Source organism: Paenibacillus sp. PastM-3, from assembly GCF_029893965.1.
GTDB lineage: Bacteria > Bacillota > Bacilli > Paenibacillales > Paenibacillaceae > Paenibacillus_AQ.
On sequence record NZ_JARXXP010000002.1, the window covers coordinates 614,501 to 638,152 of the forward strand.

At 47.9% G+C, this 23,652-nt stretch carries 20 protein-coding genes and 1 rRNA gene; 9 read left to right on the top strand and 12 right to left on the bottom strand.

Annotated elements, in window-relative coordinates:
- Positions 1-12: 12 nt before the first annotated feature.
- From M2108_RS06520 to rpmH, 11 genes are all read right to left on the bottom strand, one after another.
- The gene (locus M2108_RS06520) at positions 13-1,179 is read right to left on the bottom strand and encodes an aminotransferase class V-fold PLP-dependent enzyme (protein WP_277467829.1); all 1,167 of its coding nucleotides are present in this window, start codon (positions 1,177-1,179) and stop codon (positions 13-15) included.
- Positions 1,180-1,271: 92 nt separating this feature from the next.
- The gene (locus tag M2108_RS06525) at positions 1,272-2,114 is read right to left on the bottom strand and encodes a ParB/RepB/Spo0J family partition protein (RefSeq protein ID WP_277467828.1); all 843 of its coding nucleotides are present in this window, start codon (positions 2,112-2,114) and stop codon (positions 1,272-1,274) included.
- The gene (locus tag M2108_RS06530; protein ID WP_277467827.1) at positions 2,107-2,868 is read right to left on the bottom strand and encodes a ParA family protein; all 762 of its coding nucleotides are present in this window, start codon (positions 2,866-2,868) and stop codon (positions 2,107-2,109) included. The genes M2108_RS06525 and M2108_RS06530 overlap by 8 nt, the downstream gene beginning before the upstream one ends.
- 200 nt (positions 2,869-3,068) lie before the next feature.
- Entirely contained in the window at positions 3,069-3,887 is an 819-nt protein-coding gene (noc, locus tag M2108_RS06535; RefSeq protein WP_068729608.1) for a nucleoid occlusion protein, read from the bottom strand.
- 274 nt (positions 3,888-4,161) lie between these two features.
- Positions 4,162-4,884 carry a 16S rRNA (guanine(527)-N(7))-methyltransferase RsmG gene (gene rsmG, locus M2108_RS06540; RefSeq protein ID WP_277467826.1) on the bottom strand — a complete coding sequence of 241 codons (723 nt, stop codon included), beginning with the start codon at positions 4,882-4,884 and terminating at the stop codon, positions 4,162-4,164.
- A 3-nt stretch (positions 4,885-4,887) separates the two neighbouring features.
- Positions 4,888-6,774: a tRNA uridine-5-carboxymethylaminomethyl(34) synthesis enzyme MnmG gene (gene mnmG, locus M2108_RS06545; protein WP_277467825.1), complete on the bottom strand. Its 1,887-nt coding sequence runs from the start codon at positions 6,772-6,774 to the stop codon at positions 4,888-4,890.
- A gap of 51 nt (positions 6,775-6,825) precedes the next feature.
- Positions 6,826-8,202, bottom strand: coding sequence for a tRNA uridine-5-carboxymethylaminomethyl(34) synthesis GTPase MnmE (gene mnmE / locus M2108_RS06550; RefSeq protein ID WP_277468301.1), 1,377 nt, complete (start codon positions 8,200-8,202; stop codon positions 6,826-6,828).
- A 136-nt stretch (positions 8,203-8,338) separates the two neighbouring features.
- Positions 8,339-9,073, bottom strand: coding sequence for an RNA-binding cell elongation regulator Jag/EloR (gene jag / locus M2108_RS06555; protein WP_277467824.1), 735 nt, complete (start codon positions 9,071-9,073; stop codon positions 8,339-8,341).
- The gene (locus tag M2108_RS06560; protein WP_277467823.1) at positions 9,070-9,972 is read right to left on the bottom strand and encodes a YidC/Oxa1 family membrane protein insertase; all 903 of its coding nucleotides are present in this window, start codon (positions 9,970-9,972) and stop codon (positions 9,070-9,072) included. Before M2108_RS06560 ends, jag begins: the two co-directional genes overlap by 4 nt.
- An 86-nt stretch (positions 9,973-10,058) precedes the next feature.
- Positions 10,059-10,409, bottom strand: a complete 351-nt coding sequence (rnpA, locus tag M2108_RS06565) for a ribonuclease P protein component (RefSeq protein WP_068729579.1) — start codon at positions 10,407-10,409, stop codon at positions 10,059-10,061.
- A gap of 394 nt (positions 10,410-10,803) precedes the next feature.
- Complete coding sequence (gene rpmH, locus M2108_RS06570) at positions 10,804-10,938, bottom strand: 50S ribosomal protein L34 (protein ID WP_019914530.1); 135 nt, start codon at positions 10,936-10,938, stop codon at positions 10,804-10,806.
- A 672-nt stretch (positions 10,939-11,610) separates the two neighbouring features.
- Here rpmH and dnaA point away from each other — a divergent pair.
- From dnaA to gyrB, 6 genes are all read left to right on the top strand, one after another.
- Positions 11,611-12,957, top strand: a complete 1,347-nt coding sequence (gene dnaA / locus M2108_RS06575) for a chromosomal replication initiator protein DnaA (RefSeq protein WP_277467820.1) — start codon at positions 11,611-11,613, stop codon at positions 12,955-12,957.
- A gap of 197 nt (positions 12,958-13,154) precedes the next feature.
- The gene (dnaN, locus tag M2108_RS06580) at positions 13,155-14,297 is read left to right on the top strand and encodes a DNA polymerase III subunit beta (protein WP_277467819.1); all 1,143 of its coding nucleotides are present in this window, start codon (positions 13,155-13,157) and stop codon (positions 14,295-14,297) included.
- A gap of 49 nt (positions 14,298-14,346) precedes the next feature.
- Positions 14,347-14,574, top strand: a complete 228-nt coding sequence (yaaA, locus tag M2108_RS06585) for a S4 domain-containing protein YaaA (RefSeq protein ID WP_039868807.1) — start codon at positions 14,347-14,349, stop codon at positions 14,572-14,574.
- A 23-nt stretch (positions 14,575-14,597) separates the two neighbouring features.
- Entirely contained in the window at positions 14,598-15,716 is a 1,119-nt protein-coding gene (recF, locus tag M2108_RS06590) for a DNA replication/repair protein RecF (protein ID WP_277467818.1), read from the top strand.
- 16 nt (positions 15,717-15,732) lie between these two features.
- Positions 15,733-15,981 (top strand): extracellular matrix regulator RemB, encoded by a 249-nt coding sequence (gene remB / locus M2108_RS06595; protein ID WP_068729588.1) that lies wholly within the window; start codon positions 15,733-15,735, stop codon positions 15,979-15,981.
- Between the two features lie 46 nt (positions 15,982-16,027).
- A complete protein-coding gene (gene gyrB / locus M2108_RS06600; protein WP_277467817.1) occupies positions 16,028-17,938 on the top strand; it encodes a DNA topoisomerase (ATP-hydrolyzing) subunit B in 1,911 nt (636 codons plus the stop codon).
- 87 nt (positions 17,939-18,025) lie between these two features.
- Here gyrB and M2108_RS06605 read toward each other — a convergent pair whose 3' ends face one another.
- Positions 18,026-18,901, bottom strand: a complete 876-nt coding sequence (locus M2108_RS06605) for a YheC/YheD family protein (RefSeq protein WP_277467816.1) — start codon at positions 18,899-18,901, stop codon at positions 18,026-18,028.
- 310 nt (positions 18,902-19,211) lie between these two features.
- Between M2108_RS06605 and gyrA the strand changes: the two genes are divergently transcribed.
- From gyrA to M2108_RS06620, 3 genes are all read left to right on the top strand, one after another.
- Positions 19,212-21,758 (top strand): DNA gyrase subunit A, encoded by a 2,547-nt coding sequence (gyrA, locus tag M2108_RS06610; RefSeq protein WP_277467814.1) that lies wholly within the window; start codon positions 19,212-19,214, stop codon positions 21,756-21,758.
- Positions 21,759-21,922: 164 nt separating this feature from the next.
- Positions 21,923-23,023: an HD-GYP domain-containing protein gene (locus tag M2108_RS06615; RefSeq protein ID WP_277467813.1), complete on the top strand. Its 1,101-nt coding sequence runs from the start codon at positions 21,923-21,925 to the stop codon at positions 23,021-23,023.
- 449 nt (positions 23,024-23,472) lie between these two features.
- Positions 23,473-23,652, top strand: a 16S ribosomal RNA gene (locus M2108_RS06620); the annotation flags it as partial.

Genomic DNA, 23,652 nt, shown 5'->3' on the forward strand with positions numbered 1-23,652 from the left:
ATCCTTTTGTATTTATCTGCTGCTGCGGGACCGGCCGTATAGCTCCTCCATGGCATCCAGCATTCTTTTTATATCATGCTCAGTTGAACTGATGCCTACACTTGCTCTGACAGCCCCGCTCTCCAGCGTGGCTACTGCTTTATGGGCTAACGGAGTACAGTGCATACCCGCCCTTACAGCAATGTTATACTCGCGGTCCAGCCGATGGGCAATGGCTGCTGATTCCTCACCGTCAATAGTAAACGAAACGATTCCGCTCCGCGGCGCTCCTATTCCAGGTCCAAGCAGCCTCAGCCCCGGAATTGCCGACAAACCCTCCATTAATTGCTGGGTCAGCAGCCATTCCTGCTTATGGATATGGTGGGTACCCAGCGCTTTGATTTTACGTACTCCGGCCAGCAGCCCGGCAATACCGACAGCATTCTGGGTTCCTGCCTCATAACGGTCAGGGCGGACCGTCGGCTGCTCACTGCTCTCGGACTGGCTGCCAGTTCCCCCATGCATTAAAGGTTCCGGATTAAGCTCTGGGGAAATATACACCCCCCCTGTCCCTTGCGGACCAAGCAGGCCTTTATGCCCCGGAAAAGCAAGCATATCAATATTCATCTTCTGCACATCGATATCCAACGTTCCGGCACTCTGTGCTGCATCAACCAGAAAAACAGCCTTATGCGCCCTGACGATTTCTCCGATCTCACCAACAGGGAGTATACTCCCCAGCAGGTTAGAACTATGGTTGCAGATTACCATCCTGGTATTTGGCCTAAACAGCCGTTCCAGTTCCACCAGATCAACCTGTCCTTCTTCATTCACACAAAGATAGTCCACCTGTATACCGATCGTCCGGCGAAGGTACTCCAGCGGACGTCGCACCGAATTATGTTCGGTCATCGTCGAGATGACATGATCCCCTGCCTGAAGCGTTCCCTTTATGGCCAGATTCAGACCCATTGTCGTGTTATGAGTAAATGCGATATCCTGTGCATTTGATATCCCAAACAGTTCAGCAAGCATACTACGTGCCCTCACAAGCACTCTACCCGTCCCTATGGCCAATGAGTGGTTGCCTCTGCCTGCATTTGCACCGGACTGTTCCAAGGCCTCCATCATCGCCGCAGCCACCTCTGGCGGCTTAGGCCAGGAGGTTGCCGCATGATCCAAATACAACAACGGTTCCATTCTCCACCTCCCTTTTCAAGTGTAAAAAACATATCCCTCCATATCCGTGTTAGGGATACCTCAGGATATGTTTTCGCGTCTGCATATTCAAATCAGTTCCCCAGCAGTTCCAACAGTCTTTCCAGGTCTTGGGCACTGTAGTAATTGATTTCGATCTTCCCTTTATCCTTACCCTGTTTGATCTTCACTGTGGTTTTAAATCTTTCACGCAATCCTTCTTCCACATTATCAATATATGGATCGCGTTTTAGAACTTTCGCTTTAACTCCTGCAGCCGGCTTACGGTCAAGGTTTTTAACTACCTCTTCAAGCTGTCTTACGCTCCACTGCTGCTCTACACACTGCTCAGCCAACTGTTTTACAATCTCAGGGTCTTTAAGCCCGACAATAGCCCGCGCATGTCCCATGGAAATTGTTCCACGTGAAACATAATCCTTCACTTCCTCCGGCAAAGTCAGCAGCCGCAGAAAATTAGCAATATGCGATCTGGATTTCCCCACCTTAAGTGAGAGCTCTTCTTGAGTTAGTGAGAATTGATCCATCAGCCCCTGGTAAGCTACTGCAATCTCCATTGCATTGAGATTCTCTCGCTGGAGATTCTCAATCAGGGCAATTTCCATTACCTGTTGATCACTCAAACTTCTTACAACAGCAGGAATGGTTGTTTTTCCGCAATACTGGGAAGCACGAAATCTTCGTTCCCCGGCTATAATTTCGTATCCCTTGAGTACGCTGCGGACAATAATCGGCTGAATCACTCCATGCTGTCTGATAGACTCTGCCAGTTCCTGAATTGCTTCTTCATTAAAGTCCTTACGCGGCTGATAAGGATTGGCCCGCAACTGGCCTAAAGGTATCTCTACAACCTTATCATCTTCATTAATAGATAAGGATGGAATCAGTGCATCTAGACCTTTCCCTAAACGCTTACTCATATGAGATCACTTCCTTTGCCAACTCTAAATACACTTCCGCCCCCTTGGAGCGGGAATCATAAGTAATAATGGACTGTCCATGTGAAGGTGCTTCACTCAGACGGACATTACGCGGAATAATGGTTCGATATACCTTCTCCTGGAAGTACTTCTTAACCTCTTCAATGACCTGAATCCCCAGGTTAGTCCGTGCATCCAGCATAGTCAGCAGAACGCCTTCAATGCTTAAATGCGGATTAAGGTTTTTCTGCACCAGCCGAACCGTATTAAGCAACTGGCTTAGTCCTTCGAGTGCATAATACTCACATTGAATTGGAATGATTACCGAATCAGCCGCGGTCAGAGAGTTAATAGTCAAAATGCCGAGAGACGGCGGGCAGTCAATAATGATGTAATCATAATTGTTTTTCACTAAGTTCAGCGCTTTTTTGAGCTTCAATTCCCGCGAAATCGTTGATACTAATTCGATTTCCGCGCCAGCCAGCTGGATGGTCGCCGGAATGATATGCAGCCCTTCTATTTGTGTGTGCAGGATCGTATCCTGCGGATTCACCTCATTAATGAGAATATCATAAATGCAATTCGCTACATCCGCTTTGTTGACGCCAACGCCGCTTGTAGTGTTGCCTTGCGGGTCAATATCGACAAGAAGCACTCTCTTCCCCAGAGTAGCCATACCGGCACCCAGGTTGACAGAGGTTGTCGTTTTTCCGACTCCGCCTTTTTGATTTGCTATGGCAATAATCTTGGACACTTATTTCACCTCGAATTGTTAGAAAGAATCATCTTGTAGTTCGTGAAGTTATAACGTTTTGAACGGCATCAAAATTTGCGAGAAAATAGACAAATATACAAGTAGAAGTTCAAGTAATGGAATACAAGCGGTACAACCCGCATACAGCCACAGAAAAGGCGGCCAATCACCTCAGGGCCGCCTTCAGCTTTTGAAACAATTTATCGTTTAGGGATCTGAATCACAATCTCATAATGGTCGCCGCGATCATTTTCCGAGGTCTTAATCTCCATTCCTGAGCCTGTTACCATATCAATGGATTGACGAATTGTATTAAGAGCGAGACGAACATCCTTGGTGTAGGAAACCCGTTTTGATTTTTTGGCAGTCTGGCTAAGTGCCTTATAGAAGGCAATACGTGCTTCTGTCTGCTTAACATTCAGTTCCTTGGAGATGATCTCTGCTAGTACCTTCAGCTGCATCTCAACACTATCCAGAGAAAGCAAGGAACGGGCATGCCGCTCGGTGATTTGGCGCTCCATCAGCGCTGTCTTCACTTCTTCCGGCAGCTGCAGTAGGCGGATCTTGTTAGCGATGGTGGACTGGCTTTTGCCTAAACGCTGGGCTAGGCTTTCCTGGGTCAGCTGATGAAGATCAATCAATTTTTGATAGGCGATTGCTTCCTCAATAGATGTCAGACCCTCACGCTGTAAATTTTCGATTAGAGCGATTGAGGCAGCCTGGGAATCATTGAACTCACGGACAATGGCAGGCACGGTATCCAGACCTAGCTTCTTAACCGCACGCCAACGCCGTTCTCCGGCAATAATCTCATATTGCGAGTCACGTACGCGAACAACAATCGGTTGAATGACTCCGTGGGTTTTGATGGTCTGACAGAGCTCGTCTATCTTCTCGTCATCAAAAATGGTCCGGGGCTGATAAGGACTGCTGATAACCTCATGAACCGGGATTTGTTTGACCTCTTCTCCGCTGCTCCGCTCGCTAAATCCAAAAAGCTTGGTGAATTGTTCTTTCATTCCGTTCATAACCACCTAGTTTCATTATATTACGATCCTCTTAACCTAGCCTGGCAAAAAAGCTCATCGTACAACCTACTCTAAAAATGGATACTATATCATTCTATCACTTTTCCTCAGATAATCCTATTCTCCATAAAGACCTATTTTTCCTGCCTTTTATAACAATTGAAATATGATACGGCATAGTGTGCAAAATAAAAAGCCCTTAGCAACTAAGGACTCCTTATTAAGCAAGCTATTCAACTGGATAAAAATGTTTCACGTGAAACAATTAAATGAGTGGTGCTTTCGCTGGCATTCCTGCTTTACGGGGATACTTGGCGGGTGTAGCACCTGTCTTGCGGATCATAACGATATGGCGCGCCGATTCTTCTATCGGCAGGCTGAACGATTCAACCTTCTTGAGCTCAGCACGCAATTCCTTGAGACTGCGTCCTGCTTCATTTAATTCCTCAGCCGGGTCATTCCCCTTCATTGCCGCGAAAATTCCATCCTTCCGGGTAAACGGAAGGCAAAATTCATTGAGTAGTGATAAGCGGGCAACCGCACGTGCAGTAACTACATCATAAGCATCGCGGTGAACGAACTGTCTGGCGACATCCTCCGCCCGGCCATGAATCAGCTGCACTCCGCTAAGTTCCAGCGTGTCACAGATATGCTGGAGGAAGGAAATTCTTTTGCTCAGTGAATCAACGATTGTCAGCTTAATATGCGGAAAGCATATTTTTAGCGGAATACCGGGAAAGCCTGCACCTGATCCGATATCCGCCAGACTATTGACTTGAGTCAGATCAACATAAAAGGCAAGGGAAAGCGAGTCATAAAAATGCTTGGTATAAACCTGATCCCGTTCCGTAATGCCAGTCAGATTCATCTTCTCATTCCAGGAGACGAGCTCCTGATAATAAAGCGCAAACTGCTCCAGCTGCCGGGAAGAAAGCTCAATGCCCTTCTCCTGCAATAGAGCAACAAACTGTGATGTTGTGCTGTCCATAAATTATCCTTTCGCTGCTGTCACCCGGTTATAATGCTCTAAGTGCACAAGCAAAATCGAAATATCAGCTGGAGTTACTCCGGCAATCCGCGAGGCCTGTCCGATGGAAATTGGTGCAATCTTGGTCAGCTTCTGCCGCGCTTCCATAGCGAGTCCATGAATCTCGTTATAGTCGATATCATCTGGAATTTTCTTCTTCTCCATCTTTTGCAGCTTCTCAACATGGGCCAACTGCTTCTCAATGTAGCCGGCATATTTAATCTGAATTTCTACCTGCTCCTTCATCTCATCATCCAGTTCGTCAGGTGAAGGTGAGATCTGGTCAACAAAGCTGTAAGCGACCTCCGGACGGCGCATCAGCACAAGCAGGTTGGAGCCGTCAACGATTGGAGCAGATTCATACGCTGCCAAAGCTTCATTGACTTCGACAGGCTTAACCTTCGTTTCCCGGAGACGGACAATCTCACGTTCAACCGTTTCTTTCTTATGGACAAAAGCATCATAGCGCTCCTGAGAAATTAGTCCGATGTCATATCCGATAGGAGTAAGACGCAGATCGGCATTGTCATGGCGAAGCAGCAGCCGGTACTCAGCACGGGAAGTAAGCAGGCGGTAAGGCTCATTTGTGCCTTTTGTCACCAGATCATCAATCAAAACGCCGATATAACCCTGGGAACGGTCAAGCACTACAGGATCCTTATCCTGCACTTTACGGGCTGCATTGATACCGGCCATAACCCCCTGCCCCGCTGCTTCCTCGTATCCAGAAGTACCATTAATCTGTCCCGCAGTGAACAATCCCGGCAGACGTTTGGTTTCTAGTGACGGCCACAGCTGTGTAGGCACCATGGCATCATACTCAATTGCATAACCGTTACGCATCATTTCAACCTTTTCCATCCCTGGAATGGAGCGAAGCACAGCTAACTGTACATCCTCAGGCAGACTGGTGGACAGTCCCTGCACGTAATACTCTGAAGTGTTTTTTCCTTCCGGTTCAAGAAAAATCTGGTGCTGTGACTTGTCGCTAAAGCGCACTACCTTGTCTTCAATAGACGGGCAATAACGAGGACCTGTTCCTTCAATAATACCGGTGAACATTGGGGCACGGTGCAGGTTATCATTAATAATCTGGTGCGTTACAGGTTGGGTATAAGTCAGCCAGCATGGCAGCTGTTCGTTATCAGAAGATTTGGTTTCAAAAGAGAAGAATTTCGGTTTATCATCTCCGGGCTGAATTTCTGTCTTCGAGAAATCAATCGTATCCTTATGGACACGCGGCGGTGTACCTGTCTTGAAGCGGACCAGCTCAAAGCCGAGCTCACGCAGGTTCTCTGACAGGCGTACAGAAGGCTGCTGATTGTTTGGACCGCTCTCATATGTCAGCTCGCCCATAATCACTTTACCGCGCAGATACGTTCCAGTCGTCAAAATAACGGTCTTGCTGCGGTATACTGTACCGGTCTTGGTAATGACGCCGGCACATTTGCCGTCCTCCACAATCAGCTCCTCAACCATCCCCTGGCGAAGCGTCAGATTCGGCGTCTTCTCCATCGTTTCTTTCATGGCGTGCTGATAAAGGTATTTATCCGCCTGTGCACGCAGTGCATGAACCGCCGGACCTTTGCCTGTATTGAGCATGCGCAGCTGAATAAAGGTCTTATCAATGTTGCGGCCCATCTCGCCGCCCAGCGCATCAATTTCACGGACGACATGCCCTTTTGCCGGACCGCCGATCGAAGGATTACATGGCATAAAAGCCACCATATCCAGGTTAATGGTAATCATCAGTGTTTTGCAGCCCATCCGGGCTGCAGCCAGAGCAGCCTCGCAGCCGGCATGGCCGGCGCCTATGACCACTACGTCATAGCTGCCTCCTTCATAACTCATTTCTATTCCTCCCGACTGCTTATATAAGCAGTAATAATATATATGAACGGTTTATTTCCCCAGACAAAATTGCGAGAAAATCTGATCAAGCAGTGAATCGGCAGCCGTATCCCCGATAATCTCCCCGAGCTGTTCCCAGGCCAGCCGCACATCAATCTGGATCATATCAATTGGCACCAGCATATCCGCAGCTTCATAAGCATCCTGCAGCGACTTATGCGCTTTTTTGAGCAGAGCGATATGCCGTACATTACTTACATAGGTGAGATCACCTGATTCCAGCTTGCCTCCGAAGAACAGCTCTGAAATAGCTTCCTCCAGCTTATCCAGTCCCTCCTCCTCAAGAACAGACATCGGCACAATGCTGGACTCCTCAAAAAAGGTAAGCAGCTTGGCTTTGTCCAGCCGAGGCGGTAAGTCCATTTTATTCATGATGACCAAAGCTTGTCTACCGTGGATTTGTTCCATTAGTGCCAGTTCGTCCTCATGCAGCTCTTCATTTGCATTAAGAACAAGCAGAATGAGATCGGCATCGCTGAATGCAGCTTTGGAACGTTCCACTCCGATCCGCTCAACTACATCCATCGTTTCACGGATGCCGGCGGTATCCAGCAGCTTCAGCGGGATGTTGTTGATTGTAACATACTCTTCTATTACATCACGCGTAGTTCCCGGTATATCGGTTACAATCGCCTTATTGTCACGGGCAAGCGCATTGAGCAAGGAAGATTTCCCGACATTAGGGCGGCCGACAATGGCCGTCGTGATGCCTTCGCGCAGAATCTTACCTTCATTGGCAGTTTTCAGCAGCTTATCAATACCTGCCATAACCTCACTGCTCTTCTCTTTAATGAATTCTGCAGTCAGTGCTTCCACATCATGCTCAGGGTAATCAATGTTTACTTCTATATGGGCAAGCGTTTCAATCAGTGTATGGCGCAATGTCTTAATACGCTCTGATAAGGAACCGCTGACCTGCTTCAGGGCAACAGAGAACGCCCTGTCTGACTTTGAACGGATCAGGTCGATTACCGCTTCAGCCTGGGAAAGGTCGATCCGGCCGCCCAAAAAGGCACGCTTGGTGAATTCACCGGGCTCAGCCAGACGGATATCCTGCTGCAGCAGCAGATCCATTACTCTTCTTACTGAAATAACGCCGCCATGGGCACTGATCTCGACTACATCCTCTGTAGTAAAAGAGCGCGGTCCCTTCATTACTGTAACCAGTACCTCTTCCATCCGCTCCCCGTTCACAGGATTAATGATATGCCCGTAATGAACGGTATGCGAAGGAACCTCTGTAAGGGGAGTACCGCCGCGGAATAAAAGGGCAACCTGCGATATCGCCTCCGGCCCGCTCACACGGACAATCGCAATTCCTCCTTCACCCAGTGCCGTCGATACGGCAGCAATGGTGTCACTAAGCATGCTGTTTCTCACCTCAATATAATGTTTAATATCTCAAGTAGAATCAATTGCAACAAGAGATACATAAATGATTATCTTTCAAAAAAAGCAATGACCCCTTACACTGGACAAGGAGTCATTGCAGCATATTTAATCTCTACTTCAATGTTATAACAACACGCCGGTTCGGTTCTTCACCCTTACTGAGTGTGCTGACCTGGCGATGATCCTGCAGCCTGGAGTGAATGATCTTGCGCTCCTGCGGTGACATCGGTTCAAGCACAACCTCTTTGCGGGTCCGGACCACCCGGCCGGCCAGGCGGTCTGCCAGCTCCTCCAGAGTCTTCTTGCGGCGCTCGCGGAAATTCTCCGCATCAAGCACCAGACGGACGAAGCTGTCAGAATAACGGTTGGCCACAATATTAGCCAAATACTGCAGAGCATCGAGAGTCTGTCCTCTTCTGCCAATCAGGAGTCCCAGATCCGGACCGGAAATTTGCAGAATGGTCGATTCCTTGGTATGAACGATTTCTACTTCCACTGTAAGCCCCATGCTCTTAGCGACATCAACTATGAATTGAACTGCCTGTTGGTAAGCTTCCTCTGCGGGTTGTCCGGAATCTTGGCGCGGCACACCGCCGCCAGCCTCCTGTTTGCTCTCTCGTGTTGACTGCTGAGGCAGTGACGGAGCACTCGCCGCTGATGCCGGTGTGGCCTCAGGAATCAAGGTAAGCTCTACCTTGGCGCCTTTCGCACCGATCAATCCCAGGAATCCTTTTGACGGCTGTTCAAGTACGCTGACCGTTACCCGATCCTTTTGAACTCCAAGCTGGCTCAGGCCACGTTCTACAGCTTCTTCAATGGTTTTCCCTGTTGCGACGACTTTGCTCATTTTGACTTTTTGGCTCCCTTCGCTTTGCCGCTATTGCCTTTTGCAGCGGGAGTAACATCCTTGCGAGCGCTTGAATCCTTGCCCTTCACAAGATTGACTTCTTTGCTGGTACCGGCACCTGCGACAGCCAATTTGGTCTTATCGTTGTTGCGGTATAAGAAGTAGTTCTGAATGATAGTGTACACGTTACTGTAAACCCAGTATAGCGGCAGTGCTGCCGGGAAATTGTAAGACATGATGAAAATCAGAACCGGGTATACCATCATCATAAACTGCATCGGACCCTGCTGCTGAATCGGATTCATCTTGGTCATCATCCGGGTCTGGAGGAACGTCGTAGCTGCAGCCAACAGCGGCAGGATAAACAGCTTGTCCGGTTCACCGAGCTGGAGCCACAGGAACGAATGCTCACGCAGGTCCGGATTGTAGTAGATCGAGTTGTACAGAGCGATAAAAATCGGCATTTGCACGATCAGCGGCAGACAGCCGGCCATCGGATTGACTTTGTTCTCCTGGAAGAGGCGCATCGTTTCCTGCTGCACCTTTTCAGGCTGATCTTTATATTTTTTCTGGATTTTCTGGAGCTCCGGTTGAATGGCCTGCATTGCACGCGAGCTTTTTACCTGTTTCATAGTAAGCGGCAGGATCAGCGTGCGGACGATAATCACCATTACAAGTACGGCCAGTCCATATTGTCCATTAAACCACTTGGCGAACGTATCTAGGGCGATGGCGAAATAATAAACTACGTTACTCTGCCAAAAGCCTCCATTCTTCAAATCCTCCGTCGTGTGCGTAACCGTTGATGATGGAGCGCACCCTGACAGGACGGCAATCATCAGTACCATTAACCCGAGGAGAAGAAACATTTTTCCCCGTTTAGTCTTCAATAGAGACACCTCAAAACCCCTCTCTTAAACATTCCACTGCACCGTAAATCATACCATAATTATGAAGACAAATAAACAAGCCTGTTCCGGGCCTGTTACTTGCGTGAAGCCTTGAGCAGCTTGGCTTTGCGGAGTACATGCAGTGCGCTTTTTTCGAGCTCCGCGTAATCCTTATCCAGCGCTCCCTTTCTAACGATGAATACTATATCCAGCCCGCCGGCAATTTCCGGCTCATGATGGCGGACAATCTCCTTAACCAGCCGTCTCATGCGGTTTCGCACGACAGCATTTCCGACCTTCTTGCTGACCGACACACCAAGCCGGAACCGTTCCACTTCTCTTTTGCTGAACCAGTACACCACAAATTGATGATTCGCAAATGACTTCCCATGGCGGTATACGCGGCTGAAGTCCGCACGGTTTCGTAATCGTAGACTTTTGTGCACGGGAATCTCCTATTCAAATACCGGATAACTCAGTTAATCTCCGGAAAATGATCTTCTACTTAGTATTGTCATCCGGCTGCCGTCATAAACGGCTGTCCTCCGGACCAGGCATGTTACTTCCCCTATTTGCGTATACATAAACCATTACATTCCAAACCATCTAAAAAAGGCCCGCAAAGTGTAACGAACAGCCTTTGCAGAGCCTCATCAATATCCATTCGCATCCGGCAGAAGCGGCGCGATCCCCCGTTTGCGACCGGCATCCGTTTCTGCCCTATATAAGGAAGCAAAAATTTCGCGACAGCTTATCAGCTTCCTTAATATATCCCCCAAAAACTTATCAATTCTTTAATAGTAAAAAAGGACCACCGCAGTGGTCCCTAAGTGGCCTAACTTACGCACTCAAAACTTTTCTGCCTTTCAGGCGGCGGGCTGCCAGCACTTTACGGCCGTTTTTCGTGCTCATTCTTTTGCGGAAACCATGTACCTTCTTGCGTTTGCTCACATTCGGTTTGAACGTCGGTCTCATGTATTGCACCTCCCTTACAGGATCTTAATTACTGTCATATTAGCAGAAACGGTCTAAGCCGTCCTTTTGAGTAGGGACAGTATCTACAAGTATCATCAATTAATTTTGGAGACATATCCTCACAGAAAACACCTTTATATATTAAAGCATATCATTGTCCCAAAAGTCAACTATGTCTTACAGCTTCCTTCCTCTTTTTGAAATCCGATTATCCACAGCTCCCGCCGCCAAAAAAAGTATCCACAAGCTTATGCAGTTATCCACCTGTGACTAAAAAAATTATCCACGCTCCAAATTTTGAGTACAACCTGTGTATAAAAAAAATAGACCGCTGACAGAAACTGTCGAACGGTAAACAAATTATCAACAATATCTAGTGTTGTTCTTAAAAATTATACACAAGTGATTGAATTTGTGGATAAAATGGCTCCGCTCATTGAAAAACAAGGGACGTTTTGCTATGATGGTATTACTTTTGAATGTGAATAGATTTGTTTGTTCTATATATTATCAACAAGCTGTGGATAAAGTTGTGAACAATTCAAGTTTATCCATATTTTTTTGTCTCTATATATTGCTTATTGGGGATAAGATTCGGCACGAACCCATTTTCTTCGACATTTCCACTTCATGGCTGACGCCACATTGGAAGATTTAAAGGAGTGACAGTCTGTGGACAGCCATACTTCTGAATTATGGCAGCAAATATTATCGATTATTCAAACTAAACTAAGCAAACCGAGCTTCGATACATGGTTCAAGGCGACGAAGGCCATTTCGTTCAGTCCGCAAGCCCTGATCATCTCGGCGCCTACAACTTTTGCCGTTGAATGGCTGGAAAGTCGTTATACCAAGCTGGTAGGAGCTACAGTTTATGAAGTTACAGGACAACAGGTAGATGTCAAATTTGTCATTGAGGAGAACAAGCCTGCAGAGCCTATAGTTCAACAGGCCACGCCTTCGCCGGCAGTATCGCGTGAAGAAGCGCAGACTCATCTGCTCAATCCGAAATATACGTTCGACACGTTCGTAATCGGTTCCGGCAACCGCTTTGCACACGCAGCTTCGCTGGCTGTAGCCGAAGCGCCTGCCAAAGCCTACAATCCCCTGTTCCTGTATGGCGGGGTTGGTCTCGGCAAGACCCACCTAATGCATGCCATCGGGCACTATGTGCTGGAGCATAATCCCAACAATAAGGTTATTTACATCTCATCCGAGAAGTTCACGAATGAATTCATCAATTCCATCCGTGATAACCGCGGTGAAAGTTTCCGCAACAAATACCGCAACGTTGATATTCTGCTGATTGACGACATTCAATTCCTGGCCGGCAAAGAATCTACGCAGGAGGAATTTTTCCATACGTTTAATGCCCTGCATGAAGAACGCAAGCAGATTATCATCTCCAGCGACCGCCCGCCCAAGGAAATCCCGACGCTGGAAGAACGGCTGCGTTCCAGGTTTGAATGGGGACTGATTACCGATATCCAGCCGCCGGATCTGGAGACGCGGATCGCCATCCTGCGCAAAAAGGCCAAGGCGGAGAACCTCGACATACCCAATGAGGCTATGATGTATATCGCCAACCAGATCGACACGAACATCCGTGAGCTGGAAGGCGCGCTGATCCGGGTTGTCGCCTACTCGTCTTTGACGAACCAGGATGTGACGACCCACCTGGCAGCTGAAGCGCTGAAGGATATTATCCCGTCCAGCCGGCCGAAGATGATTACCATCGGAGATATTCAGCAAAAGGTTGGGGAATACTACAATTTGCGCATGGAGGATTTCAAAGCGCGCAAACGCACCAAAGCTGTCGCTTTTCCGCGGCAAATCGCTATGTATCTGTCCCGCGAGCTGACGGATTACTCGCTGCCTAAGATCGGAGAAGCCTTCGGAGGGCGCGACCATACCACCGTCATTCATGCTCATGAGAAGATTACACAGTCATTAAAGGTCGATCAGGAGTTGTACAAAGTGGTAAATAATCTAGCAGAGAAAATTAAAAATCCTTCCTAAGAGGAACTAAGAGCCTATACACAATCTATACACATGTGGGTAGGCTTAATTTTATGCTGTTTTGGAGACTTATCCACATAAACGGAGCCCCTACTACTAATACTATTAAAGATCTATAATAATTAATCTTCTAAAAGCTGTTGCAAAAGAACACAAACAAAGCTCAAACCCCCAACTTTTCAGCTAGGAGTGAAATCATGAAAATAAGCATTCTTAAAAATGAGCTCAACGAATCCATCGGTCATGTATCCAAGGCTATTTCCAGCAGAACCACCATTCCGATCCTCACCGGTATTAAATTTGAGGTTAGCCATCAGGGCGTTACACTGACTGCAAGCGATACGGATATATCGATTCAATCCTTTATTCCGGCTGAAAACGACAGCCATACCATCGTTAAAGTTGAGCAGCCGGGAAGCGTAGTGCTTCCAGCGAAGTTTTTTGTCGAAATTATCAAAAAGCTGCCCTCCAAGGAAATCCACATGGAAGTGAAGGAAGGGTTCCAGACCTTTATCTCCTCCGGTTCCACCGAGATTCAAATTGTTGGTCTTGATCCGGAAGAATTCCCGGTTCTGCCTAGCATCGAGGAGAACGAAACCATCTCCCTGCCAGGTGATCTGCTCAAGAACATGATCAAGCAGACCGCTTTTTCCATTTCCACTCAGGAAACAACACCGATTCTTACCGGTATCCTGTGGAATCTGGCCGATAATGAATTTAAATTTACAGCAACCGACCGCCACCGCCTGGCGACAAGAGCTGCACATCTGGAAGGCACCGAAAGCGTCCAATTTTCCAATGTGGTCATTGCCGGTAAAACATTGAATGAGCTCAGCAAAATCATTCCTGACCAGAATATGCTGGTGGATATTGTCGTGGCCGATAACCAGGTCCTGTTCAAAATTGATAAGGTCCTGTTCTATTCCCGCATCCTGGACGGCATTTATCCGGATACTTCTAGAATTATTCCGACAACCTACAAAACAGAACTGACTTTGGATACAAAAAAGTTAAGCGAATCGATCGACCGTGCTTATTTGCTGTCCCGTGAAGAAAAAACGAATATTGTCCGCATGCAGACGCTGGATAACGGTGATGTTGAAATTTCCTCCAGCTCCTCAGAACTCGGTAAAGTCCGGGAAGAGCTGGAAGTGATTGATTTCAAAGGCGAGCCGCTCAAAATCTCCTTTAACTCGAAATATATGCTGGATGTGCTGAAGGTTGTCGAAAGCGAGCAGCTGGTGATTGCTTTTACCGGGATGATGAGCCCGATTATTCTGCGTCCGCTTGACGAAAGCCGGAGCTTGTATGTTATCCTGCCTTACCGCACAACTAACTAAATGCCGCTGTTCACGGACCTGTGGATAAGTGGTGGAAAGGATAGAAATCATGAAAAAAATACTTATCCACAGTGGATATATTAAACTCGACCAGTTTTTGAAGCTCTCAGATTGTGTATCCACAGGGGGGATGGCCAAAGCTCTGCTGCAGGAGGGCCATGTGCTTGTTAACGGAGAAGTGGAAGAACGGCGTGGAAGAAAGCTGTATCCTGGTGATAGAATAGAGGTTCAGGACAACGGCGTTTTCGAGGTTGAAGGCGGCGGAATACAAGAGTAGTACTTCGGGGAGGCCTAAGCTTCGTGTTCGTTAAAAATATCGGTCTGCAGCATTATCGCAACTATGAGCTGCTGCGTCTGGAAAGCCTGGGCGATGTCAATCTGATTCTCGGCCGGAATGCCCAGGGCAAAACAAACCTCATGGAAGCTCTGTTTGTACTGGCAATGACCAAAAGCCACCGCACCTCCAAGGACAAGGAACTGATATCGTTCGATGCTCCGGCAGGGTCCGCGCAGATTGTCGCTGAGGTTGAGCGGAAATACGGGGATCTCAAGCTGGAGCTGACCTTGTCTGCCGGAGGCAAGAAGGCTAAAATAAATGGATTGGAACAGCGCCGGTTAAGTGAATTTGTCGGCTCGCTGAATGTAGTCATGTTTGCTCCGGAGGATCTGGAGATTGTCAAAGGTACGCCGGGTATACGCCGCCGTTTTCTCGATATGGAGATCGGCCAGGTGCAGCCCAGCTACCTTTTTCACTTACAGCAGTATCAGAAAGTGCTGCTCCAGCGGGGGAATCTGCTGAAACAGCTATGGGGTAAAGAGGCTGCCGCCAAGGAACTGCTCGAAATATGGGATGCCCAACTTGCCCTACATGGTGTTAAAATCATCAAAAAAAGGAAACAATTTATAAAGAAGCTGCAGATCTGGGCAGAAAGCATTCACAAGGGCATTACAAACGGCGGGGAAGAGCTCAGACTGCAGTATGTTCCATCCTTTGGAGAGCGCGAAGAGGAAGATGAAGCTGTCTTATTGGACAAATTTATGTTAAAGTTATCACAAACAAGAGAACAGGAAATTAGGCGCGGCATGACGCTGACGGGTCCCCATAGGGATGACCTGTCCTTTTTTATCAACGGAAGAGAAGCTCAGGTCTACGGATCCCAGGGGCAGCAACGTACGGCAGCTTTATCGCTCAAGCTGGCGGAAATTGAACTGATCCATGAGGAGATCGGTGAGTATCCTGTGCTGCTTCTTGATGATGTTTTGTCCGAACTTGATCCCTATCGTCAGACCCAGCTTATAGAAACCTTCCAGAGCAAAGTACAGACCTTCATCACCGCGACGGGTGTAGAGACTCTGAATACGGATAAGCTGAAGGGCGCAAGCCTATACCATGTTCATGATGGAAAAGTGGAGAATTAAAGAGCGGAGGCAGAGCATGTATATTCATTTGGGCGGGGAGAAGGTTATAAGATCCTCAGAGCTGATAGCTATATTTGATATATCGATTGAGAAATCCTCTAAGGTGTCGAAACAGTTCATCCTTCATTCCGGCCAGGACAAGAAACTGGAGCGGATCGGTGAAGAGGAAGCAAAATCTATCGTCGTCACTAAAAATACGGTCTACTACTCCCCCATATCCTCCTCCACTCTCAAAAAAAGAGCCAAAATCTTGTTTGAAATATAAATCGTTCAAGGTTTCAAGAGATAATCTGAAAGAAGTAGGTGAAGGCATGTCAATGAATCAACCGACATATGATGAGAGCCAGATTCAGGTGCTTGAAGGGCTGGAAGCCGTTCGTAAGCGTCCCGGCATGTATATCGGCTCTACCAGCGCCAAAGGTCTGCATCATTTGGTCTGGGAGGTTGTCGATAATAGTATCGATGAGGCGCTGGCAGGTTTTTGCGACCGGATTCAAGTGATTATTCATGAAGATAACAGTATTACCGTAATTGATAACGGACGGGGTATTCCTGTCGGCGAGAATGTGAAGCTGAAGAAATCCACGCTTGAGGTTGTAATGACTGTTCTGCATGCCGGTGGTAAATTCGGCGGCGGGGGATACAAGGTATCCGGCGGTTTGCACGGCGTTGGGATTTCAGTTGTGAATGCATTATCCGAAAAGGTAATTGTTACTGTTAAGCGTGACGGCCATGTCTACCAGCAGGAATACAAACGTGGTGCTCCGCAGTATGATATCAAGATTATCGGAGATTCCGATGAGACTGGCACAACAACAACGTTTCTTCCCGATCCGGAGATTTTTACGGAAACGACTGTTTTTGAATATACAACACTGCTTACTCGTATCCGGGAGCTGGCTTTCCTGAACAAGGGAATTGAGCTTTCACTGCATGATGAGCGCACGGGAACCAGCAATACGTTCAAATACGACGGCGGTATTGTTGAATATGTGAAATACCTGAATGAGAAAAAAGAAGCGCTGCACGAAGAGCCGATCTACGTGGAAGGTTCACGGGATATGATCGCTGTTGAAGTAGCTCTGCAATACAATGATTCATATACAGAGAATATCTACTCTTTTGCCAATAATATTAATACACATGAAGGCGGAACGCATGAATCCGGCTTCAAGAGTGCGCTCACCCGGATCATTAACGATTATGCCCGCAAGACAGGCGTAATTAAGGACAGCAGCGGCAACCTTACCGGGGATGACGTGCGTGAAGGATTGACAGCCATCATTTCTGTCAAAATTCCTGAGCCGCAATTTGAAGGTCAGACGAAGACCAAGCTGGGCAACAGTGAAGTCCGCGGCGTAGTGGAATCGCTGTTCGGCGAAAAGCTGCAGGAATTCCTGGAAGAGAATCCGGCGGTTTCCCGCCGGGTGCTGGAGAAGTCGCTGCAGGCTTCCCGTGCGCGTGAAGCAGCCCGCAAAGCACGTGAGCTGACACGCCGCAAGAGTGCACTGGAGGTAAGCGCCCTTCCGGGTAAGCTGGCTGACTGCTCATCCAAGGATGCCTCAATCAGTGAGCTGTACATTGTCGAAGGGGATTCTGCAGGCGGATCTGCCAAGCAGGGGCGTGACCGTCATTTCCAGGCGATCCTGCCGCTGCGCGGAAAGATTCTGAACGTTGAGAAGGCGCGGCTGGACCGCATTCTGTCCAATGCCGAAATCCGGGCGATTATCACTGCACTGGGTACAGGGATCAGCGATGACTTTGATATATCCAAAGCGCGCTACCACAAAATCGTCATCATGACCGATGCCGATGTCGACGGAGCCCATATCCGTACCCTGCTGCTGACCTTCTTCTACCGTTACATGCGGAAGATTATCGAGGCAGGCTTTATCTACATTGCCCAGCCGCCGCTCTTCAAAATTGAGCGTAATAAGGTAATCCGTTACGCCCAGTCCGAGAAGGAACGTGATGAGATCATTGCCGGCTTCGGTGAGAATGTAAAGGTTAACGTTCAGCGCTACAAAGGTCTCGGAGAGATGAACGCCGAGCAGCTGTGGGATACGACAATGGATCCTGAGAGCCGTACTATGCTTCAGGTGACCATTGAGGATGCGATACTGGCTGACGGTATCTTCGATACGCTAATGGGCGATAACGTAGAACCGCGCCGTGAGTTTATCCAGGAGCATGCGCAGTCTGTCCGTAACCTGGACGTTTAATATTTTTACTATGACAAGAACCTCCGGCTTCTCTATTCGGATTGAATAGCGGGCTGGAGGTTCTTTTTCAGTTGTTATCTTTCGGCTTTACGGTCTGGCAACAAGCTTTCTGCGGGCAGACGCAGCAGACCGGGGTTTCTTCAGGCGTCCATAAGCAATGGCATAACGGCGGATTTTACGGTATATTGATTTGTCTGGGAATGTTTTGAATATCATAATGGCGGGGAGCGTATTTACCTCAAGCAGCCACGGATCATGATGCTGATCAAGTGCGACATCAAGCCCGATTTCCTTAAGTCCCGGATATGCGGTTTCAAGCTGATTCCCGATTCTGACTCCCAGTGACTTCAGCTGCTGGATCATGCCGGCCGTCTCACCCGGACTCATATGCTCTTTAAACAAAGCATCGACTGAAAAAATGCTGCCGCCGTTATGATAATTGGTGACCACCTTCTGGGGAGCGGCTACTCTTCCTAGCATACCGGTTGTTTCCCAGCCGCCTGAAGGTGTTTTTTGCGTAAGCACACGAAGATCAAACGGCCGTTCATGATACTTAAGCAGGTCGATGCCCTGCTGCACCAGATAGGGGCGCCCCTTCAGCTTGGGGAGAATGGCACTATGGAGCTCAGCTGCTGAGTTATATACCTCGGCATCTTTTGCGTAGCGCAGTACGTACATAATCTGCTCCTGCATTACAGACTCATCAGCTTCTTCACCTGCTGAATCCCTGTTTTTTGGCTGCCCGCCCGGACTTAAATGTACGATACGCCGTTCAGCCCGCATGACCCCAATGCCGTAAGTACCCCGGTCAGGCTTAATATATACAGTGCCGTAGACATCAAGCAGCTCGGTCAAATGGTCCAGACTGTATCTTCGCGTTTCCGGAATAAAGATCGCCAGCTGGCGGTTTTGCAGGATGACTCTGGTTTTGGCCCATTTGCTGGACACGCGTTGAATCCTCATTATTTTCCTCCCAGCCTATTTCTTAATTGCAGATTGCGCTCTTAATTGTCAGGACAAGTTAACTAAATAATGTTATAATATTAGGATATGGGGCTATACCTGTATGGCCTTAAAATAGGGTCATAAACCCGTTCCACTTGTCTGTATAGTCTATGTACTGGAGGCATTGGCGGAAAGGGCATTTACCCTAGCCGGTGCTAAAAGAAATGAATAATAGCAGATATAAGGCTACCCTGTTTAATTGTGCTGTTTTTGTGAAAGTAATATAATTAGGGGTAGCGGTTTTTAACTGAAGGAGGTCCAGCAACTCATGGCTGAACAAAATAACCCGCAAATCAAAGACCGGGACATTGGCGAGGAAATGCGCGAATCCTTTATGGATTATGCGATGAGCATCATTGTCAGCCGGGCTTTGCCGGATGTGCGGGACGGACTCAAGCCTGTTCACCGGCGCATTCTGTTTGCAATGTCAGAACTCGGAATGTCTCCGGATAAACCTCATAAGAAGTCAGCGAGAATCGTCGGCGAGGTTATCGGTAAGTATCATCCGCACGGTGACTCTGCCGTATATGAGACCATGGTACGTATGGCTCAGGATTTCTCTATGCGTTATATGCTTATAGACGGCCACGGGAACTTCGGTTCCATCGATGGTGACATGGCTGCGGCAATGCGTTATACAGAAGCACGTCTATCCAAAATTGCAGGCGAAATGCTGCGGGACCTTAACAAGGAAACGGTTGATTTTGCTCCTAACTATGACGGTGAAGAGCATGAGCCTGTAGTTTTGCCTGCCCGTTATCCGAATCTGCTCGTTAACGGGGTATCTGGGATCGCAGTAGGTATGGCAACCAATATTCCTCCGCATAATCTGGGAGAGGTCATTGACGGCGTACAGGCTATGATCAAGAATCCGGATATTACCCCTATGGAGCTTATGGAATATATTCAGGGTCCTGACTTCCCGACGGCCGGGTATATCCTGGGCCGTGAGGGTATCCGCCAGGCCTACCGCACCGGACGCGGATCTGTTACGATGCGCGCCAAAGCGACTATTGAAGAAAATAACGGTAAAGCCCGGATCATTGTGCATGAGCTTCCTTACCAGGTTAACAAAGCCAGACTGGTCGAGAAAATTGCCGAGCTGGTCCGCGAGAAACGGATCGAAGGCATTACGGATCTGCGTGATGAGTCAGACCGTACCGGTATGCGTGTTGTTATCGAGATGCGCCGCGACGTTAATCCTAACGTTGTCCTTAACAATCTGTATAAGCATACGGCTATGCAGTCGACCTTCGGCATTAATATGCTGGCGATTGTGAACAACGAGCCTAAGATTCTCAATCTCCGTGATGTGCTGTATCACTATCTGCAGCACCAGATTGAAGTTATCCGCCGCCGGACGATCTTTGATCTGAAGAAGGCTGAGGCACGTGCTCATATTCTGGAAGGTCTGCGTATAGCGCTTGATAATCTGGATGAGATTATTGCTCTAATCAGAGGCTCGCGCACAACCGATATTGCCCGCGAAGGCTTAATGGAAAGATTTAAGCTCAGCGTCGAGCAGGCACAGGCTATCCTCGATATGCGGATGCAGCGTCTGACCGGACTGGAACGGGAGAAGATCGAGAACGAATATAACGAGCTGGTAGCCAAAATTGCCGAGTACAAGGAAATTCTGGCTAACGAGCATCTTGTCCTGGAGATTATCAGCACCGAGCTGCAGGAAATCCGCGATAAATATTCCGATGAACGCCGGACTGAAATTACAGTGGGCGAAGAAAGCATTCTGGATGAGGATCTGATTCCGCGTGAAGAGGTCGTTATTACGATTACACACACCGGCTACATTAAACGCCTACCGGTCAGCACGTACCGTAGCCAGAAACGGGGCGGACGCGGCGTAATCGGGATGGATACCAAGGATGAGGATTTTGTGGAGCATCTCTTCGTGAGCAACTCCCATAACTATCTGATGTTCTTTACCGATAAGGGTAAGGTATACCGGATCAAAGCCTATGAAATCCCAGAGCTTGGACGCACAGCACGTGGAACGCCGATCATCAACCTGATTCAAATTGAACAGGGTGAGAAGATCAGCGCTGTAATTCAAGTGCAGGAGGCAGACAGCGATAAGTATCTGTTCTTTGCTACCCGCGAAGGTATTGTGAAGAAGACACCGCTTGAGGATTACAACAATATCCGTAAAGGCGGTCTCATCGCGATCAACCTCCGTGAAGAGGACTCCCTGATCGAGGTGAAGCTGACCGACGGTGAGCAGAAGCTGATTATCGGTACGGCGCGCGGGATGTCCATTACCTTCTCTGAGAATGATGTCCGTTCTATGGGACGCAGTGCAACCGGTGTTAAGGGGATCACCCTTGATGAAGATGATCATGTCATTGGAATGGACTGCGTAGATAAGGATCTTGAAGTCCTGATCGTAACGGCCAAAGGCTATGGTAAACGGACGCCTGCCGGCGATTACCGTTCCCAGACCCGCGGAGGTAAGGGGATCAAGACGATTAATCTTACTGACAAAAACGGCCTGGTAGTGGGTCTGAAGGTTGTTAAGAGTGATGAGGACCTGATGATTATCACAACCAGCGGAACACTGATCCGTACCAGCATGGATGGAATCTCGACAATGGGCCGTTATGCGCAGGGCGTTAAGCTGATTAACATCCGTGAGGATGATGCTGTAGCTACGCTGTGCAGAGCGGATAAAGAAGAAGACGAGCTTCCAGGTCATGAGGACGGGGAAGAAGGACAAGGCACACTGGCAGTGGATACAGAGGGAGTAACTGATTCAGAGCCTTTGGCGGACGCTGAGGGTGAAGAAGATAGTCTGGAATAGAACGCATTACAAGGAGCACAGGTTTCTGAATTATAGAAACCTGTGCTTTTTTAAATTAATTTTACGGAATTGGCTGTACCCTATCTAGTCGCTTCCAAATATCCATAATATAATTAGAGGATTAAGCAGTAGGCAAGTTTTACAGAAACAGAGGGGCTGAGTGTATGCCAAGTATATCCGTGGCAGAAGTAAAACCGGGTTCGAAAATTATTAAAGATGTCAACACTCCATTGGGTGGGGTACTTTTTACTAAGGGAAAAGTAATCCTGCCGCGGGATATCGAGATTCTGCAGGCATTTCTCGTGCAATACGTGGAAATTGAGGGTACACAGAGTGAGAATAAAGCTCCTGAGCCGGCCAAAACGGCAGCCAAAGCTACACCTGTTAAAGCAGGAGCAACGGTTGATGAGTCACTGCTTGCCAAGAGCAATTCTTCGCTGCATGACGAATACGACAAAATGCTGGCCCTGGTTAAGCAGATTTACCGTTCTGTGGCTGCTGCCCCGCTGCCGATCCTGGAGATACGCAGTCAATTAGAGGCACTGATTAATGAGCTCAAGGACTATCATGTTTTAAAATTTTCTCCGCGTGTCATTCATGAAGAGGATTATAATTATCATAACGCTGTACTGTCTGCCTTAACCTCATATAAGATTGCCCGGTGGTGCGGCTATCCGCAAAAGGATTGGATGCAGGCTGCATTTGCCGGCTTGCTGCATGATATAGGAAATGCGAAGGTTGATGTCTCATTGCTCCAGAAGCCGACGCCGCTGACAGGAGCCGAATTGGAAGAAGTGCGCAGACATACAACCTATGGCTACCAGCTGCTGCGTAATGTTACGGCAATCAATGAAGGTGTCAGGCTTGCAGCACTTCAGCATCATGAAAAAATAGACGGGTCAGGTTATCCGCTGCGTCTGGAAGGCTCCCAGATTCATTTCTACGCCAAAATTGTGGCTGTAGCAGATATCTTCCACGCAATGACGCTGAGAAAGGCTTATAGAAAGGCACAGTCGCCTTATCTGGTACTTGAACAGATTCTGGCTGAGAGCTTTGGCAAGCTGGATCCGGTTATTGTTCAGACCTTCATTCAGAAAACGACAGATCTTTATAACGGAACCAGAATCAAGCTGAGTGATGGACGCCATGGAGAGATCATTTTTACGGACCGCAGCAATCCTACACGCCCTATGGTCCAGGTAGAGGGCAAAATTGTGAATCTCATGGTGGAGCGCGAATTGCATATTAAGGAGATTATTGCTTAATACTATGCCACAATGCATATAATTGAGTAGAGCTGTCTTATGACCGAATCCTGTTTTTGGGGAGAACGGATGTGAGTACAGCTTTGTTTTTATATTTCAAAATAATGCTTGCATTCTATTTCTGTACATGGTATATTCTTATTCCGGCCAAGAAATGCTGAAAAGCATCGACGCCAAGCTCGAAAAAAGAAATTAAAAAAGAGCTTGCAACGAACGACCGGATGTGATATAGTATAAAAGTTGCTGCTGAAGAGAACATCGACAGTGACAACGAGCTTGATCTTTGAAAACTGAACAACGAGTGAGTATCGGAATTCACTTCGGTGATTCCAAAATGAGAATGTAACATTCTCGTCAGATGTTTCAAAATGAGCGAATCGCTCTAACAATAGTTTTCGGATGGTTATTTCCTCGGAGTGATTCGGGTGAAGTAACCGCTCGGAAAAACCTTATTGGAGAGTTTGATCCTGGCTCAGGACGAACGCTGGCGGCGTGCCTAATACATGCAAGTCGAGCGGAGTTTATCCTTCGGGGTAAGCTTAGCGGCGGACGGGTGAGTAACACGTAGGCAACCTGCCCCTTAGCCTGGGATAACTACCGGAAACGGTAGCTAATACCGGATAATCCCT